Annotated in this window: 15 protein-coding genes and 1 pseudogene; 4 read left to right on the forward strand and 12 right to left on the reverse strand. The window is 62.4% G+C overall.

From position 1 onward, the window contains the following. Positions 1–51: 51 nt before the first annotated feature. From asd to H3V53_RS25185, 12 genes are all read right to left on the reverse strand, one after another. Entirely contained in the window at positions 52–1,173 is a 1,122-nt protein-coding gene (asd, locus tag H3V53_RS25130) for an aspartate-semialdehyde dehydrogenase (protein ID WP_336600267.1), read from the reverse strand. 300 nt (positions 1,174–1,473) lie between these two features. Then, positions 1,474–2,541, reverse strand: coding sequence for a 3-isopropylmalate dehydrogenase (leuB, locus tag H3V53_RS25135; RefSeq protein ID WP_054923572.1), 1,068 nt, complete (start codon positions 2,539–2,541; stop codon positions 1,474–1,476). Positions 2,542–2,602: 61 nt separating this feature from the next. Further along, entirely contained in the window at positions 2,603–3,256 is a 654-nt protein-coding gene (gene leuD, locus H3V53_RS25140) for a 3-isopropylmalate dehydratase small subunit (RefSeq protein WP_336600268.1), read from the reverse strand. Positions 3,257–3,332: 76 nt separating this feature from the next. Continuing rightward, complete coding sequence (locus H3V53_RS25145) at positions 3,333–3,485, reverse strand: entericidin A/B family lipoprotein (RefSeq protein WP_054923574.1); 153 nt, start codon at positions 3,483–3,485, stop codon at positions 3,333–3,335. Positions 3,486–3,492: 7 nt separating this feature from the next. Then, the gene (gene leuC / locus H3V53_RS25150; RefSeq protein WP_054923575.1) at positions 3,493–4,902 is read right to left on the reverse strand and encodes a 3-isopropylmalate dehydratase large subunit; all 1,410 of its coding nucleotides are present in this window, start codon (positions 4,900–4,902) and stop codon (positions 3,493–3,495) included. A gap of 319 nt (positions 4,903–5,221) precedes the next feature. Further along, positions 5,222–6,523, reverse strand: coding sequence for a citrate synthase (gene gltA / locus H3V53_RS25155; protein ID WP_054923576.1), 1,302 nt, complete (start codon positions 6,521–6,523; stop codon positions 5,222–5,224). Between the two features lie 79 nt (positions 6,524–6,602). Next, positions 6,603–6,875, reverse strand: coding sequence for a succinate dehydrogenase assembly factor 2 (locus H3V53_RS25160; protein ID WP_054923577.1), 273 nt, complete (start codon positions 6,873–6,875; stop codon positions 6,603–6,605). An 85-nt stretch (positions 6,876–6,960) separates the two neighbouring features. After that, positions 6,961–7,665, reverse strand: a complete 705-nt coding sequence (locus H3V53_RS25165) for a succinate dehydrogenase iron-sulfur subunit (RefSeq protein WP_008924387.1) — start codon at positions 7,663–7,665, stop codon at positions 6,961–6,963. Between the two features lie 38 nt (positions 7,666–7,703). Beyond that, positions 7,704–9,479: a succinate dehydrogenase flavoprotein subunit gene (gene sdhA / locus H3V53_RS25170; protein WP_054923578.1), complete on the reverse strand. Its 1,776-nt coding sequence runs from the start codon at positions 9,477–9,479 to the stop codon at positions 7,704–7,706. Between the two features lie 4 nt (positions 9,480–9,483). Then, positions 9,484–9,852: a succinate dehydrogenase, hydrophobic membrane anchor protein gene (gene sdhD, locus H3V53_RS25175; protein WP_054923579.1), complete on the reverse strand. Its 369-nt coding sequence runs from the start codon at positions 9,850–9,852 to the stop codon at positions 9,484–9,486. A gap of 4 nt (positions 9,853–9,856) precedes the next feature. Further along, positions 9,857–10,273 (reverse strand): succinate dehydrogenase, cytochrome b556 subunit, encoded by a 417-nt coding sequence (gene sdhC, locus H3V53_RS25180; RefSeq protein WP_054923580.1) that lies wholly within the window; start codon positions 10,271–10,273, stop codon positions 9,857–9,859. Between the two features lie 154 nt (positions 10,274–10,427). Then, the gene (locus H3V53_RS25185) at positions 10,428–11,228 is read right to left on the reverse strand and encodes a UTRA domain-containing protein (RefSeq protein WP_054923581.1); all 801 of its coding nucleotides are present in this window, start codon (positions 11,226–11,228) and stop codon (positions 10,428–10,430) included. Positions 11,229–11,804: 576 nt separating this feature from the next. Here H3V53_RS25185 and H3V53_RS25190 point away from each other — a divergent pair. The 4 genes and pseudogenes from H3V53_RS25190 to H3V53_RS25205 all read left to right on the forward strand — a co-directional run. Then, on the forward strand, positions 11,805–12,788 hold the full coding sequence (locus H3V53_RS25190) for a malate dehydrogenase (RefSeq protein WP_054923582.1): 984 nt from the start codon (positions 11,805–11,807) through the stop codon (positions 12,786–12,788). A gap of 209 nt (positions 12,789–12,997) precedes the next feature. Further along, a complete protein-coding gene (locus tag H3V53_RS25195; protein WP_336600269.1) occupies positions 12,998–14,020 on the forward strand; it encodes an HpcH/HpaI aldolase/citrate lyase family protein in 1,023 nt (340 codons plus the stop codon). After that, positions 14,017–14,931 (forward strand): methylisocitrate lyase, encoded by a 915-nt coding sequence (gene prpB / locus H3V53_RS25200; protein WP_336600270.1) that lies wholly within the window; start codon positions 14,017–14,019, stop codon positions 14,929–14,931. The genes H3V53_RS25195 and prpB overlap by 4 nt, the downstream gene beginning before the upstream one ends. Before the next feature lie 25 nt (positions 14,932–14,956). After that, a pseudogene (locus H3V53_RS25205) lies at positions 14,957–15,138 on the forward strand (2-methylcitrate synthase); the annotation flags it as partial.

Consider the following 15,138-nt stretch of genomic DNA (forward strand, 5'->3'; position numbering starts at 1 on the left):
ACGCTTTTTATGTTTTCTACGCGTCGTAAAGCTGATCGCGCGTAGTTTACTTTACTTGTCGAGCAGAATGCGAAGCATACGACGCAGCGGCTCCGCAGCGCCCCACAGCAGTTGGTCGCCGACCGTGAATGCCGACAGATATTCGCCGCCCATCGCCAGCTTGCGCAGCCGGCCGACAGGGACCGTCAACGTCCCCGTCACCACGGCGGGCGACAGATCGCGGATCGACGCTTCGCGCTCGTTCGGCACGACCTTGACCCAGTCGTTCGCCGACGCGAGGATGCCGTTCACTTCGTCGAGCGGCACGTCCTTCTTCAGCTTGATGGTCAGCGCCTGCGAGTGGCAGCGCATGGCGCCGATCCGCACGCACAGACCGTCGACGGGAATCGACCCCGGCTCGCCCATGGCCGGCTTGCCGAGAATCTTGTTGGTTTCCGAACCGCCCTTCCACTCTTCCTTCGACATGCCGTTGCCGAGATCCTTGTCGATCCACGGAATCAGCGAGCCGGCGAGCGGCACGCCAAAATGGTCGGTGGGCATGCGCTCGCTGTTCATTGCCGCGAGCACGCGGCGGTCGATGTCGAGAATCGCCGACGACGGATCGGCGAGATCTTCCTTCGCCGCGCCGTACAGCGTGCCCATCTGCTGCAGCAGCTCGCGCATGTTCTGCGCGCCCGCGCCCGATGCGGCCTGATACGTCATGGCCGTCATCCAGTCGACGAGGTTTTCGCGGAACAGACCGCCCAGCGCCATCAGCATCAGGCTGACCGTGCAGTTGCCGCCGATGAAATTCTTCTGGCCCTTGACCAGCGCGTTCTTGATCACGTCGAGGTTGACGGGATCGAGAATGATGACGGCGTCATCCTTCATGCGCAGCGCCGACGCCGCGTCGATCCAGTAGCCGTTCCAGCCCGCCGCGCGCAGCTTCGGGAACACTTCGTTCGTGTAGTCGCCGCCCTGGCACGAGATGATCGCGTCGCACTTCTTCAGGTCGTCGATATTGGTTGCGTCTTTGAGCTTGGTCTCGTTCTTCGCGAACGACGGCGCATTGCCGCCCGCGTTGCTGGTGCTGAAAAACACCGGTTCGATCAGATCGAAATCGCGTTCTTCCTGCATGCGTTGCATGAGAACGCTACCGACCATGCCGCGCCAACCTACGAGACCTACGTTCATGACTTCATACCCTTCGAGTGGACACTTCCCCGCATCTTTGCCCGCAGTGACCGCGCGGGGAAGATGGGCGGGCACGACGGACGATCAGCGCTTCGTGATCGTTTTCGGGGTAATCGTTTTGATGGAAATGGCGAGCGCAACCACGCGGGCCGTTTTGCCGCGCAGTGTCGAAATCGAGGTGATTTGAGGAATCGTCGCCATCAGCAGAGTCTACACGAAAACCCGTTTTGTGCGGCGCGAGCACCGCAATTTGCGTGAATCAGCCGCAAAACGGCAGATTCACGCGTATTTGCTCAAGAATTACAGCGCCGCAACGACAGCGTCACCCATTGCTTGCGTGCCGACCTGCTTGCAGCCGGGCGTGAGGATGTCGCCCGTGCGATAGCCCTGTTCGAGCACCTTTTTTACCGCGCCTTCGATGCGGTCCGCCTGCTCGGCCTTGTTCAGCGAATAGCGCAGCATCATCGCGGCCGACAGAATCGTCGCGAGCGGATTGGCAATGCCTTTGCCCGCGATGTCCGGCGCCGAACCGTGCGACGGCTCGTACAGACCCTTGTTGTTCTTGTCGAGCGAAGCCGACGGCAGCATGCCGATCGAGCCCGTCAGCATCGCGGCCTCGTCGGACAGGATGTCGCCGAACATGTTGCCCGTGACGATCACGTCGAACGATTTCGGCGCCTTCACGAGCTGCATGGCCGCGTTGTCGACGTACATGTGCGACAGCTCGACGTCCGCATATTCCTTCGACACATCGATCATGATGTCCTTCCAGAATTGCGACGTTTCGAGCACGTTGGCCTTGTCGACGGACGTCAGCTTCTTGCCGCGCTTTTGCGCCGCCTGGAACGCGACGTGCGCGATGCGGCGGATTTCCGGCTCCGAATAACGCATCGTGTCGAAGCCTTCCTTCGCGCCTTCGAACAGGCCGTCCGGCGCCTGACGCACGCCGCGCGGCTGGCCGAAGTAGATGTCGCCGTTCAGTTCGCGCACGATCAGGATGTCGAGGCCCGACACGATCTCTTCCTTCAGCGACGACGCACCCGTCAGTTGCGGATAGCAGATGGCCGGACGGAAGTTCGCGAACAGTTGCAGATGCTTGCGCAGCCCGAGAATGGCCTGCTCCGGTCGCAGCGCGCGCTCGAGCGAATCGTATTTCCAGTCGCCGACGGCGCCGAACAGGATCGCGTCCGCTTCCTTCGCGAGCTTCAGCGTGGCTTCGGGCAGCGGATGACCGGCCGCCTCGTAGCCCGCGCCGCCGACGGGCGCTTCTTCGAGCTCGAACTTCTCGCCGAGCACGTTCAAAACCTTGACGGCTTCCTTGACGATTTCCTTGCCGATGCCGTCGCCCGGCAGCACTGCGATCTTCATGCGTATTCCTTGTTGGTTTCGATGTGGCTTCTGGCCTGGTTCAGCCGCTTGGGCGCGAGCTTCAGCGCACGAGACGGTTGTTCAGCCACGGCTGCTTCGCGATGCGCTCGGCCTCGTACTGGCGAATCTTGTCGGCATGACGCAGCGTGAGGCCGATGTCGTCGAAGCCGTTCAGCAGACAGTACTTGCGAAAAGCGGCCACTTCGAACGGATATTCGGCGCTGCCGTCCGTCGTGCGCACGACCTGCTTCTCCAGATCGACGGTGAGCTGGAAGCCGGTGAACGCGAATGTTTCGTTGAACAGACGGTCGACTTGCTGTTCCGTCAGCACGATGGGCAGCAAACCGTTCTTGAAGCAGTTGTTGTAGAAGATGTCCGCGAAACTCGGTGCGATGATCGCGCGAAAGCCGTACTGTTGCAGCGCCCACGGCGCGTGCTCGCGCGAGCTGCCGCAGCCGAAGTTCTGGCGTGCCAGCAACACCGACGCGCCCTGATAACGCGGCTGGTTCAGCACGAAGTCGGGATTGAGCGGACGCTTCGAGTTGTCCTGGCCCGGCTCGCCGTGATCGAGGTAACGCCATTCGTCGAACGCGTTCGGACCGAAACCCGTGCGCTTGATCGACTTGAGAAACTGCTTCGGAATGATCGCGTCCGTGTCGACATTTTCGCGATCGAGCGGCGCCACGACGCCGGTATGTACGATGAATTTTTCCATGACGCTTTGGCCTGTTCGAAGCCGGAGGGCGATGCGCATCGGCATCGCTCACGCCCTCCGGCGAATCAAAAACCGCTTACTGTGACGCCTTGTTGCTGATTGACCCGCCCAGATGCTGCAGGTCTTCGCCAAAACCATGCACCGTGTTGCATCCCGCGAGGCCGAGCAGCAGCCCGGCAAGCGCGGCGAGTGCGAATCGGCGCAGAAGTGCGATGCGATCGATGTTCATGTGGCGTTCATCCCAGCTTGCGAATGTCGACGAAATGCCCTTCGATGGCAGCAGCCGCGGCCATCGCGGGACTCACGAGGTGCGTGCGTCCGCCCGCGCCCTGACGCCCTTCGAAGTTGCGGTTCGACGTGGACGCGCAACGCTCGCCCGGCTCCAGCCGGTCCGCGTTCATTGCGAGACACATCGAGCAGCCCGGCTCGCGCCATTCGAAGCCGGCGTCGGTGAAGACCTTGTCGAGGCCTTCGTGCTCCGCTTGCGCCTTCACGAGACCCGAGCCGGGCACGACCATCGCGAGACGGATGTTCGACGCGACGCGGCGGCCGAGCTTCTTCACGACCCACGCGGCGGCGCGCAGATCTTCGATGCGCGCGTTCGTGCACGAGCCGATGAAAATCTTGTCCGGCTTGATCGATTCGATGGGCAGGTTCGGTTCGAGCGCCATGTATTGCAGCGCGCGCTCCATCGCGTCGCGCTTGACGGGATCTTTCTCTTTTTCCGGGTCCGGCACACGTCCGTCGATGGACGTGACCATTTCCGGCGACGTGCCCCACGTGACTTGCGGCACGATCTCGGCGGCGTTCAGTTCGACCACGCGATCGAAATGCGCGTCGGGATCGGACGTGAACTGCTTCCAGTATTCGACGGCCTGATCCCACTCCACGCCCTGCGGCGAGAACGGACGGCCCTTCAGGTAGTCGACGGTCGTATCGTCGACGGCGACCATACCGGCGCGCGCGCCCGCTTCGATCGCCATGTTGCAGACGGTCATGCGGCCTTCCATCGACAGCGCGCGAATGGTCGAGCCGCCGAATTCGATCGCATAGCCCGTGCCGCCCGCCGTGCCGATCTTGCCGATGATGGCGAGCACGATGTCTTTCGCCGTGCAGCCGCGCGGCAGCGGACCTTCCACCTTGACCAGCATGTTCTTGCTCTTCTTCTGCAAGAGCGTTTGCGTGGCCAGCACGTGCTCGACTTCCGACGTGCCGATGCCGTGCGCGAGCGCGCCGAACGCGCCGTGTGTGGACGTATGCGAGTCGCCGCAGACGATCGTCATGCCGGGCAGCGTCGCGCCCTGCTCCGGCCCGATGATGTGGACGATGCCCTGACGCATGTCGTTCATCTTGAACTGCGTGATGCCGAACGCATCGCAGTTCGCGTCGAGCGTATCGACCTGCAGCTTCGAGACGGGATCGGCGATGCCGTGGCTGCGATCCGTGGTGGGCACGTTGTGATCCGACACCGCCAGATTCGCACTGATGCGCCACACGGGGCGCTGCGCCATCTTCAGGCCTTCGAACGCCTGCGGGCTGGTCACTTCATGCAGCAGTTGACGGTCGATGTAGAGAATCGCCGTACCGTCTTCTTCCGTGTGGATCACGTGCGTGTTCCACAATTTGTCGTAGAGAGTCTGTGCCATGGTATGCGGGGTAGTAATGACGACGGGCAACCTGTGTCCAGTCGATTATGCCACGCAGTTGGCTTTCCAGGCTCATCGGATATCGAGAAAACCGATAAAAAACATGGAGTTGGCTGGTAGTGCCGATACCTGTATCGGCACTACCAGCGGTGAGGAATTGCCCGCACGCGCGCTCACATCACAGCATGAAGGGCTATGCGTGCGTCGGACGTGTCCGCAGAAATCGGGCCGCAAAGCAAAACACCCCAACGGCGAACCGTTGGGGTGTTCAGGACGATGCGCTTTCAACGCGTCCGAATCACCTGACGCGCGGCCAAGCTTAGCGCTGAGCGATCGGCTTCGCCTCGCGCGGCGTTTCGCCGACGAACAGCTGACGCGGACGGCCGATCTTCTGCTCGGGATCGGCGATCATTTCGTTCCACTGCGCGATCCAGCCCACTGTACGCGCCATCGCGAAGATACACGTGAACATCGACGTCGGGATGCCCAGCGCGCGCTGCACGATGCCCGAGTAGAAGTCGACGTTCGGGTACAGCTTGCGCGACACGAAGTATTCGTCTTCCAGCGCGATCTTTTCGAGCGCCATGGCGAGCTTGAACAACGGGTCGTCGTGCAGGCCCAGTTCGTTCAGCACTTCGTGGCAGGTCTCGCGCATCAGCTTGGCGCGCGGATCGTAGTTCTTGTAGACGCGGTGACCGAAGCCCATCAGCTTCACGCCCGAGTTCTTGTCCTTCACCTGCTTGATGAACTCAGGAATATTGTCGACCGAGCCGATTTCTTCCAGCATGTTCAGCGCGGCCTCGTTCGCGCCGCCGTGCGCCGGGCCCCACAGACACGCGATACCGGCCGCGATACACGCAAACGGGTTCGCGCCCGACGAACCCGCCAGACGCACCGTCGACGTGGACGCGTTCTGCTCGTGATCGGCGTGCAGGATCAGGATGCGGTCGAGTGCGCGGACGAGCACTTCGTTGACCTTGTACTCTTCGCACGGGTTCGAGAACATCATGCGCATGAAGTTCGCGCTGTACGACAGATTGTTCTGCGGATACACGAACGGCTGGCCGATCGAGTACTTGTACGCCATCGCCACCAGCGTAGGCAGCTTCGCGATCATGCGGATTGCCGAGACTTCGCGGTGACGCGGGTTATTGATGTCGAGCGAGTCGTGGTAGAACGCCGACAGCGCGCCAACTGCGGCGACGAGAATCGCCATCGGGTGCGCGTCGCGGCGGAAGCCACGGAAGAAGAACTGCATCTGCTCGTGAACCATCGTGTGGTTCGTGACCGTCTTCACGAACTCGTCCTTCTCCGCCTGGTTCGGCAGTTCGCCCTTCAGCAGCAGGTAGCACGTTTCGAGGAAGTCGGCGTTTTGCGCGAGGTTGTCGATCGGGAAGCCGCGATACAGCAGCTCGCCCTTGTCGCCGTCGATGTAGGTGATAGCCGAGTTGCACGACGCCGTCGACATGAAGCCCGGATCGTACGTGAACTTGCCGGTCTGACCGTACAGTTTGCGGATGTCGATCACATCCGGGCCCATCGTGCCCTTGTAGATCGGCATTTCAACGCTCGGCGAGTTGTCGCTGAACGATAGCGTGGCTTTAACATCTGACGGGGTCATAGCACATCCTCAATCGAAGTATGGAAACAGGGTTTCGATAATTGCACGCCTGGATCAAACTCACCTGCGCACCGTTGCCTCACACGGTGCGCAGCATCTCCAGCACCCGCCTGACGTCGGCGTCGGCGAGATCGCCTTCCGGTTCCTTGCGTGCGAGCAGCAAGTCCATCAGGTCGTTATCGCTCAGTTCGAGCAGGCGCGTGAGCGCGCCTACGTCCGCATCACTGAGGTCATGCTCATATCGGCTGAAAAAACGCTCGAAGATCAGATCGTTTTCCAGCAAACCGCGCCGTGCGCGCCAGCGGAGACGCGCGCGGCGAAGAGGGTCGGACTGATGCGAAGTTTCATCCATGTCAGTACGCGCAGGGCCGCTCCCTAGCGCACTGACCGCCCCTTCGGGGGGCAGCGGCCGAAAGGGAGCGTGGGGGTTAATCATCCTAGACAGCGCGGCGAACCATCAATTCCTTGATCTTGCCGATCGCCTTCGTCGGATTGAGGCCCTTCGGGCACACGTCGACGCAGTTCATGATCGTATGGCAACGGAACAGACGATACGGATCTTCCAGGTTGTCGAGACGCTCGCCCGTTGCCTGGTCGCGGCTGTCCGCGATGAAGCGATAGGCTTGCAGCAGGCCCGCCGGACCGACGAACTTGTCCGGGTTCCACCAGAAGCTCGGGCACGACGTCGAGCAGCTCGCGCACAGAATGCACTCGTACAGGCCGTCGAGCTCGTCGCGTTCTTCCGGCGACTGCAGACGTTCCTTTTCCGGCGGCGGCGTATCGTTGATCAGGTACGGCTTGATCGAGTGATACTGGTTGAAGAACTGCGTGAAGTCGCAGATCAGGTCGCGCACGACGGGCAGGCCCGGCAGCGGACGCAGTACGATCTTCTGCGGCAGGTCGTTCAGGTTCGTCAGACAGGCAAGACCGTTCTTGCCGTTGATGTTCATTGCGTCCGAACCGCACACGCCTTCGCGGCACGAGCGACGGAACGACAGCGTTTCGTCCAGGGCCTTCAGCTTGACGAGCGCGTCGAGCAGCATGCGCTCGTGCGAGTCGATTTCGATCTCGTACGTCTGCATGCGCGGTGCTGCATCCTTGTCCGGGTCGTAGCGGTAGATTTCAAAAGTACGCTTGGCCATTTCTCAGATCCTTTGACTTGTGCCTTGATAGGACGCGCTTAGAAAGTACGTGCCTTCGGAGGCACCGATTCGACCGTCAGCGGGTTCATGTGAACCGGCTTGTAGTCGAGGCGATCGCCTTCGCTGTACCACAGCGTATGGCGCAGCCAGTTTTCGTCGTCGCGATGTTCGAAGTCGCTTTGTGCGTGCGCACCGCGGCTTTCCTTGCGGGCTTCCGCCGACACCATCGTCGCGCGCGCCACTTCGATCAGGTTCTCCACTTCGAGCGCTTCGACGCGCGCCGTGTTGAACACCTTCGACTTGTCCTTCAGGTGAACGCCAGCCGCGCGTTCCTTCAGTTCCTTCATCTTCTCGACGCCTTCAGCCAGCAGCTTCGAGGTGCGGAATACGCCTGCGTGCGCCTGCATCGTCGAACGGATGTCGTTCGCGACCGTTTGCGCGTATTCGCCCGAGCTCGAGTTGTCGAGCTTGGCGAGACGCGACAGCGCGAAGTCGGCAGCATCTGCCGGCAGCGGCTTGTGTTCCTTGATTTCCTTCACGTGCTTGACGATGTGGTTGCCGGCAGCGCGGCCGAACACCACGAGGTCGAGCAGCGAGTTCGTGCCCAGACGGTTCGCGCCGTGCACCGACACGCACGAGCACTCGCCCACTGCGTAGAAGCCGTTGATCGGGTCTTCGTGGCCCTTCGCCGTACCGACGACCTGACCGTGGATGTTCGTCGGAATGCCGCCCATCTGGTAGTGGATGGTCGGCACGACGGGAATCGGCTCCTTGATACAGTCGACGTTCGCGAACTTCAGCGCGATTTCGCGGATCGACGGCAGACGCTTCATGATCGTCTCGGCGCCGATGTGCGACAGGTCCAGCAAGACGTGGTCCTTGTTCGGACCGACGCCGCGGCCTTCCTTGATTTCCTGGTCCATCGAGCGCGAAACGAAGTCGCGCGGCGCCAGATCCTTCAAGGTAGGCGCGTAGCGCTCCATGAAGCGCTCGCCGTTCGAGTTACGCAAGATGCCGCCTTCGCCGCGCACGCCTTCCGTGATCAGCACGCCTGCGCCCGCCACGCCCGTCGGGTGGAATTGCCAGAATTCCATGTCCTCGAGCGGGATGCCCGCGCGTGCGGCCATGCCCAGGCCGTCGCCCGTGTTGATGAACGCGTTCGTGGATGCCGCGAAGATGCGGCCTGCGCCGCCCGTGGCGAACAGCGTGGTCTTGCCTTCGAGGATGTAGACGTCGCCCGTTTCCATTTCGAGCGCGGTCACGCCGAGCACGTCGCCGTCGGCGTCGCGGATCAGGTCCAGCGCCATCCATTCGACGAAGAACGTGGTCTTGGCCGCGACGTTCTGCTGATACAGCGTGTGCAGCAGCGCGTGGCCGGTACGGTCAGCCGCTGCGCAAGCGCGTTGCACGGGCTTTTCGCCATAGTTGGCGGTGTGGCCGCCGAACGGGCGCTGATAGATCGTGCCGTCCGCGTTGCGGTCGAACGGCATGCCGAAGTGTTCGAGCTCGTAGACGGCGTTCGGTGCTTCACGGCACATGAACTCGATCGCGTCCTGGTCGCCGAGCCAGTCGGAGCCCTTGATCGTGTCGTAGAAGTGGTAGTGCCAGTTGTCTTCGCTCATGTTGCCAAGCGATGCGCCGATGCCGCCTTGCGCCGCGACCGTATGCGAACGCGTCGGAAACACCTTGGACAGCACGCACACCGACAGGCCCGCGCGCGCGAGCTGCAGCGAAGCGCGCATGCCCGAGCCGCCCGCGCCGACGATGACCACGTCGAAGCGGCGACGCGGCAGAGAATTCTTGATTGCAACCATTCTTTTACACTCTCCAGAGAATCTGCGCAGCGTAGCCCGCACACGCGAGCAGCCAGACGATCGTCAACGCTTGCAGCAGAAGCCGCGTGCCAACGGGCTTGATGTAGTCCATCCAGATGTCGCGCACGCCAACCCAGGCGTGATAGAACAGCGAGAGCAGCGTGACGAAGGTGGCGAGCTTCATCCATTGCGTGGCGAAGATCGACGCCCAGCCGTCGTACGAGAATGCCTGCGCCGCGAAGAACCAGGCGAGCAGAATGATGGTGTAGACGGCCATGATGACGGCCGTGATGCGCTGTGCGAGCCAGTCGCGCAGACCGTAGTGAGCGCCGACGACGAGGCGCTTCGAGCCAACACGGTTATTAGCTGACATATTCTTAGAATGCTCCGAACAGTTTGAGCGCGAAGGCGATCGTCAGGATCGACGAAACAACGAGCACGACGACTGACGTGCTCTTGCCGCGTTCCTTCGACACCGCGTCATGGTTCATGTCCATCGTGAGGTGACGGACACCGGCGCAGAAGTGGAACAGGAACGCCCACGCCAGAACCAGCGTGATGAGCTTGACGATGATGTTGGACAGGAAGCCCTTGAAAACTTCGAAACTGAGTTCAGATGTGAGACTCTGATCGAAGAGGTACAGCAGGAACGGAAGGAAGATGAAGAGCAGACCACCGCTCACGCGATGGAGAATCGAAACGCGTCCCGCGAGTGGGAGACGATACGCTGTCAATATCTGCCCGATACCGATGTTCCGGAATTCCGGCCTCGGTTTTTTTACGGCTTCAGCCATGCTAGACCCCTACTTATGTTGTCACACTAATCCGCAATTTTAGCGCCTTTTCATTTCGCGCTGCAGCGAAACTCTGCTCAAGACAGCGTTACGCCGCGCACAGCTAATGGCGCCAGGCAAGCCTCGCCGCAAGCCTGCGGCAACGCTTGTTCGTTCAACTCAAGTCGTTCTGATAGTAATACCCGGTTGTGACATACCATCCTCGCCGGACTTCGACGGGACGGTCACCATAGGTATAGGACACGCGCTCCACGGACAGCAATGGGAAACCTGTGGGCACGTGCAGCAGATCCGCAACGGACGGGTCCGCCGCGACGGCGCGAATCTTCTCCGATGCGCGGATCATGCGCGTGCCGAACTCCGTCTCGAACATCGCGTAGAGCGGCCCTTTGTACTCCGACAGACGCTCGAGCGTCAGCCCGCGAAACACGCCGCCCGGCAGCCAGATTTCGTCCAGCACCGTGTCTTCGCCGTCGAAGGTGAGCAGACGCTTGATCAGCACGACGGGATCGGCGGGCTTCAGGTCCAGTTGCCGCGCGATCTCCGCCGACGCGCGCAGCCGCCGGCACTCCAGCAGACGGCTGATGTGCGGATGCTCGGCGCCATCGTCGGCGAGCAGACGCAGGAAACGGAATTGCGCGCGATCTTCGTTGTGCGTGGCAACAAAAGTGCCCTTGCCCTGACGGCGCACCAGCAGATTGTCGGCGGCGAGCTCGTCGATCGCCTTGCGCACGGTGCCTTGACTCACCTTGTAGCGCGCGGCCAGTTCGACTTCGCTCGGAATGATCTCGCCCGGCTTCCATTCGCCCGACTCGAGACTCTGCGTGATCAGCGCCTTGATCTGCTGATAGAGAGGACTGAACGTTGGCGATGGCGCCGGCGCAGAGACAGGCGCAGCCTCACCCGCGCCCGGCGCGCCGGTAGGGTTCGCTGTGCTGGCCTGGTTCGAATTCATGCGCGCATTTCAACACAAAGCGCCTCGCGCCGTCCACATTTTTCCCGCAACAAATATGTCTTATATAAGACATAAGATACGGTTGACTTTGTGCCACCCGAATCCTACACTCCTTGTCGAGCAAGGGTTTGCGGGTTGCGCCGCGCATTTTTGACACCGCTTTATGTCAATAGCGTGATGCACCAAAAGGCCACCCTGCATCACGCCGTTCCCTCACGCAGTTCAGGTTTCTTCGCCCTGCATTGCTTGCCGCACACGCGCCGCAATGCCCGCCGAAACGCGCTGTTTGCAGGAGCCCGCGCCATGCAGCGGCCTGATGTGGCGTTATCCTTGCGCCCGTCGTGGCGTCCGCCCGGCGGCGCAGGTCGCCGGCATCGAGGCAACATCCCGTCCCCTTGCCCGGCAGCACTGGTTAACTGGCGCGGCGGCTTCGCCGGCAGCGCGTCTTCTGGCATTCTTCGGACCGCCTCGGGGCTCGCGCAGCGGATTTGCCGTGCTTAAAACAACGCTTCGCGTAACGCGCATATAGAATGGCGTTTTCCCTAGCGTTCAACGCATCGTCCTGGAGATTTCTCAATGGCTAAGCCCGCAAAGCGCGTTGCCGTCACTGGCGCCGCAGGTCAAATCGGTTATTCCCTGCTGTTCCGCATCGCCAATGGCGACATGCTCGGCAAGGATCAGCCGGTCATCCTGCAGCTGCTCGACCTGCCGCAAGCGCAAGCCGCCGTCAAAGGCGTCGTGATGGAACTCGAAGACTGCGCGTTCCCGCTGCTCGCGGGTGTCGTGGTCACTGACGATCCCAAGGTTGCATTCAAGGACGCAGACGTCGCACTGCTCGTCGGCGCGCGCCCGCGCTCGAAGGGCATGGAGCGCAAGGACCTGCTGTCGGCGAACGCCGAAATCTTCACGGTGCAAGGCAAGGCGCTGAACGAAGTCGCCAGCCGCGACGTGAAGGTGCTGGTCGTCGGCAACCCGGCCAACACGAACGCCTACATCGCAATGAAGTCGGCGCCGGATCTGCCGAAGAAGAACTTCACGGCCATGCTGCGCCTGGACCACAACCGCGCGCTGTCGCAACTGGCTGCCAAGTCGGGCAAGCCGGTTTCGTCGATCGAAAAGCTGGTCGTGTGGGGCAATCACTCGCCCACCATGTACCCGGATTTCCGCGTCGCGACGGCAGAAGGGCAGCCCCTGACCAAGCTCATCAACGACGAAGAATGGAACCGAAACACGTTCATCCCGACGGTCGGCAAGCGCGGCGCGGCGATCATCGAGGCACGCGGCCTGTCGTCGGCGGCTTCGGCGGCGAATGCAGCCATCGACCACGTGCGTGACTGGGTGCTCGGCACGAACGGCAAGTGGGTGACGATGGGCATTCCGTCGGACGGTTCGTACGGCATTCCCGAAGACATCGTCTACGGCGTCCCCGTGACGTGCGAAAACGGCGAGTACAAGCGTGTCGAAGGTCTGCAGATCGACGCGTTCTCGCGCGAGAAGATGGATGCCACGCTGAACGAGCTGCTCGAAGAGCGCGACGGCGTGCAGCACCTGCTCGGCTAATCGCCGTATGCGGACAGACCGGGACTCCGTTGCAGCGCGGCGGGTTCCGGTTTTTTCACGTGTGGCGCCTGCTCGACCGTTTGCGCGCCGTTGCGCGCGATGACGGGCAAGCAGCGGGCCACGTCCGATCCGGACGCGCTTTGCATCGGCTTCACGCAGAGCGCGCCCGAATCGGACATTGCAAACCGAACCCACGCTCTCACGCCATAATGCGCGCCCTGACTCCCGCCGAAGTCCTGTTTGACGGCGAAGCGCCGCCCACCATGCTGCCTGCCTGCGATCACTACGCGGGCAGCGAGAAACTGATGCTGAAATCGCTCGCGTTGCAGCAGCAACTCGGGCCGGTGTTCGACGTCACGCTCGACTGCGAAGACGGCGCCCAGGTGGGCCGCGAGGCGGAGCATGCGGAACTCGTCGCGTCGCTGCTCGGCGGCGAGCATGACCGCTTCGGCCGTGTCGGCGTGCGGATTCACGATTTCGCACATGCACACTGGCGCGACGACGTGCGCCTGATCCTGCGCGCCGCGAAGCGCGCGCCCGCTTATATTGCGCTGCCAAAAATCCGCAACGTGCCCGATGCCGCCGAGATGTGCGCGTTCATCGAGGCCACCCGCCGCGAACTCGGCATCGCGCAGCCCGTTCCTGTCCAGTTGCTGATCGAAACGCATGGCGCCTTGACGCGCGTGTTCGAACTCGCTGCGCTACCGGGCGTCGAGGCGCTGAGCTTCGGCCTGATGGACTTCGTGTCCGCGCACGACGGCGCGATTCCCGACACGGCCATGCGCTCACCTGGCCAGTTCGATCACCCGCTCGTGCGGCGCGCGAAACTCGAGATTTCCGCTGCTTGCCACGCGCACGGCAAGGTGCCGTCACACAACGTATCGACTGAAGTGCGCGACATGGACGTCGTCGGGAATGACGCACTGCGCGCCCGCAACGAGTTCGGCTACACGCGCATGTGGAGCATTCATCCCGCGCAGATTCCCGCCATCGTGTCGGCCTTCGCGCCGCGCGACGAAGAAATCGCGACGGCGACGGAAATCCTGCTGGCCGCTCAATCGGCGGCATGGGGGCCGACGCGCCACCGCGATACGCTGCACGACCGCGCGAGCTATCGCTATTACTGGTCGGTGCTGCGCCGCGCCCGCTCGACGGGCCGCAGCGTGCCCGCCGAGGCCGCGCCGCTGTTCGGGCCGGGAGAAACGAACGCAACGGAGAAGTCCACATCATGAGCACCTCTGCCAATCCGTCCGCGGGCGCTGCGTTCCGCGCCGCCGTCGCCGCCGAAAAACCGCTGCAGGTGGTGGGCGCGATCAACGCGAATCACGCCCTGCTGGCCCAACGCGCGGGCTTCAAGGCGATCTACGTGTCGGGCGGCGGCGTCGCGGCCGGCTCGCTCGGCTTGCCCGACCTCGGCATCTCGACGCTCGACGACGTGCTGACCGACGTGCGCCGCATCACGGATGTCTGCGACCTGCCGCTGCTGGTCGACGTCGACACGGGCTTCGGGCCGTCGGCGTTCAACATTGCGCGCACGGTGAAGGCGTTGACCAAGGCGGGCGCGGGCGCGATGCACATCGAAGACCAGGTCGGCGCGAAACGCTGCGGGCATCGGCCGGGCAAGGCGATCGTGTCGCAGGACGAGATGGTCGACCGCATCAAGGCCGCCGTCGACGCGCGCACCGATCCGAATTTCGTCATCATGGCGCGTACCGACGCGCTCGCCGTCGAAGGCCTGCAGTCGGCAATGGATCGCGCGGCGGCTTGCGTGGAAGCGGGCGCCGACATGATCTTCCCCGAGGCGATGACGGAACTCGGCATGTACCGCAAGTTCGCGCAAACCGTGAAGGTGCCGATCCTCGCGAACATCACCGAATTCGGCGCGACGCCGCTCTTCACGGTGGACGAGCTGCGCGGCGCCGACGTATCGCTCGTGCTATATCCGCTATCGGCGTTTCGCGCGATGAACAAGGCGGCGGAAAACGTTTACACGGCAATCCGCCGCGACGGCACGCAACAGGCTGTCGTCGATACGATGCAGACGCGCGCCGAACTGTACGACCGGATTGGCTATCACGCGTATGAGCAGAAGCTCGACGCGCTGTTTAGCCAAACCGCGCAGAAAAAAGAGCAGAACAAGTAAGCGGCACATCAAGGAGACCCCTGGCATGAGCGATACCACGCAAGCGGCTGCAGCGGACACCACAAGCGGCTTCAAACCGAAGAAATCCGTGGCCCTGTCGGGCGTGACGGCGGGCAATACCGCGTTGTGCACGGTCGGCAAGACGGGCAACGACCTGCACTACCGCGGCTACGACATTCTCGATCTCGCGGGCGCGTGCGAATTCGA

It is taken from the genome of Paraburkholderia bengalensis, from assembly GCF_037126505.1.
GTDB lineage: Bacteria > Pseudomonadota > Gammaproteobacteria > Burkholderiales > Burkholderiaceae > Paraburkholderia > Paraburkholderia bengalensis.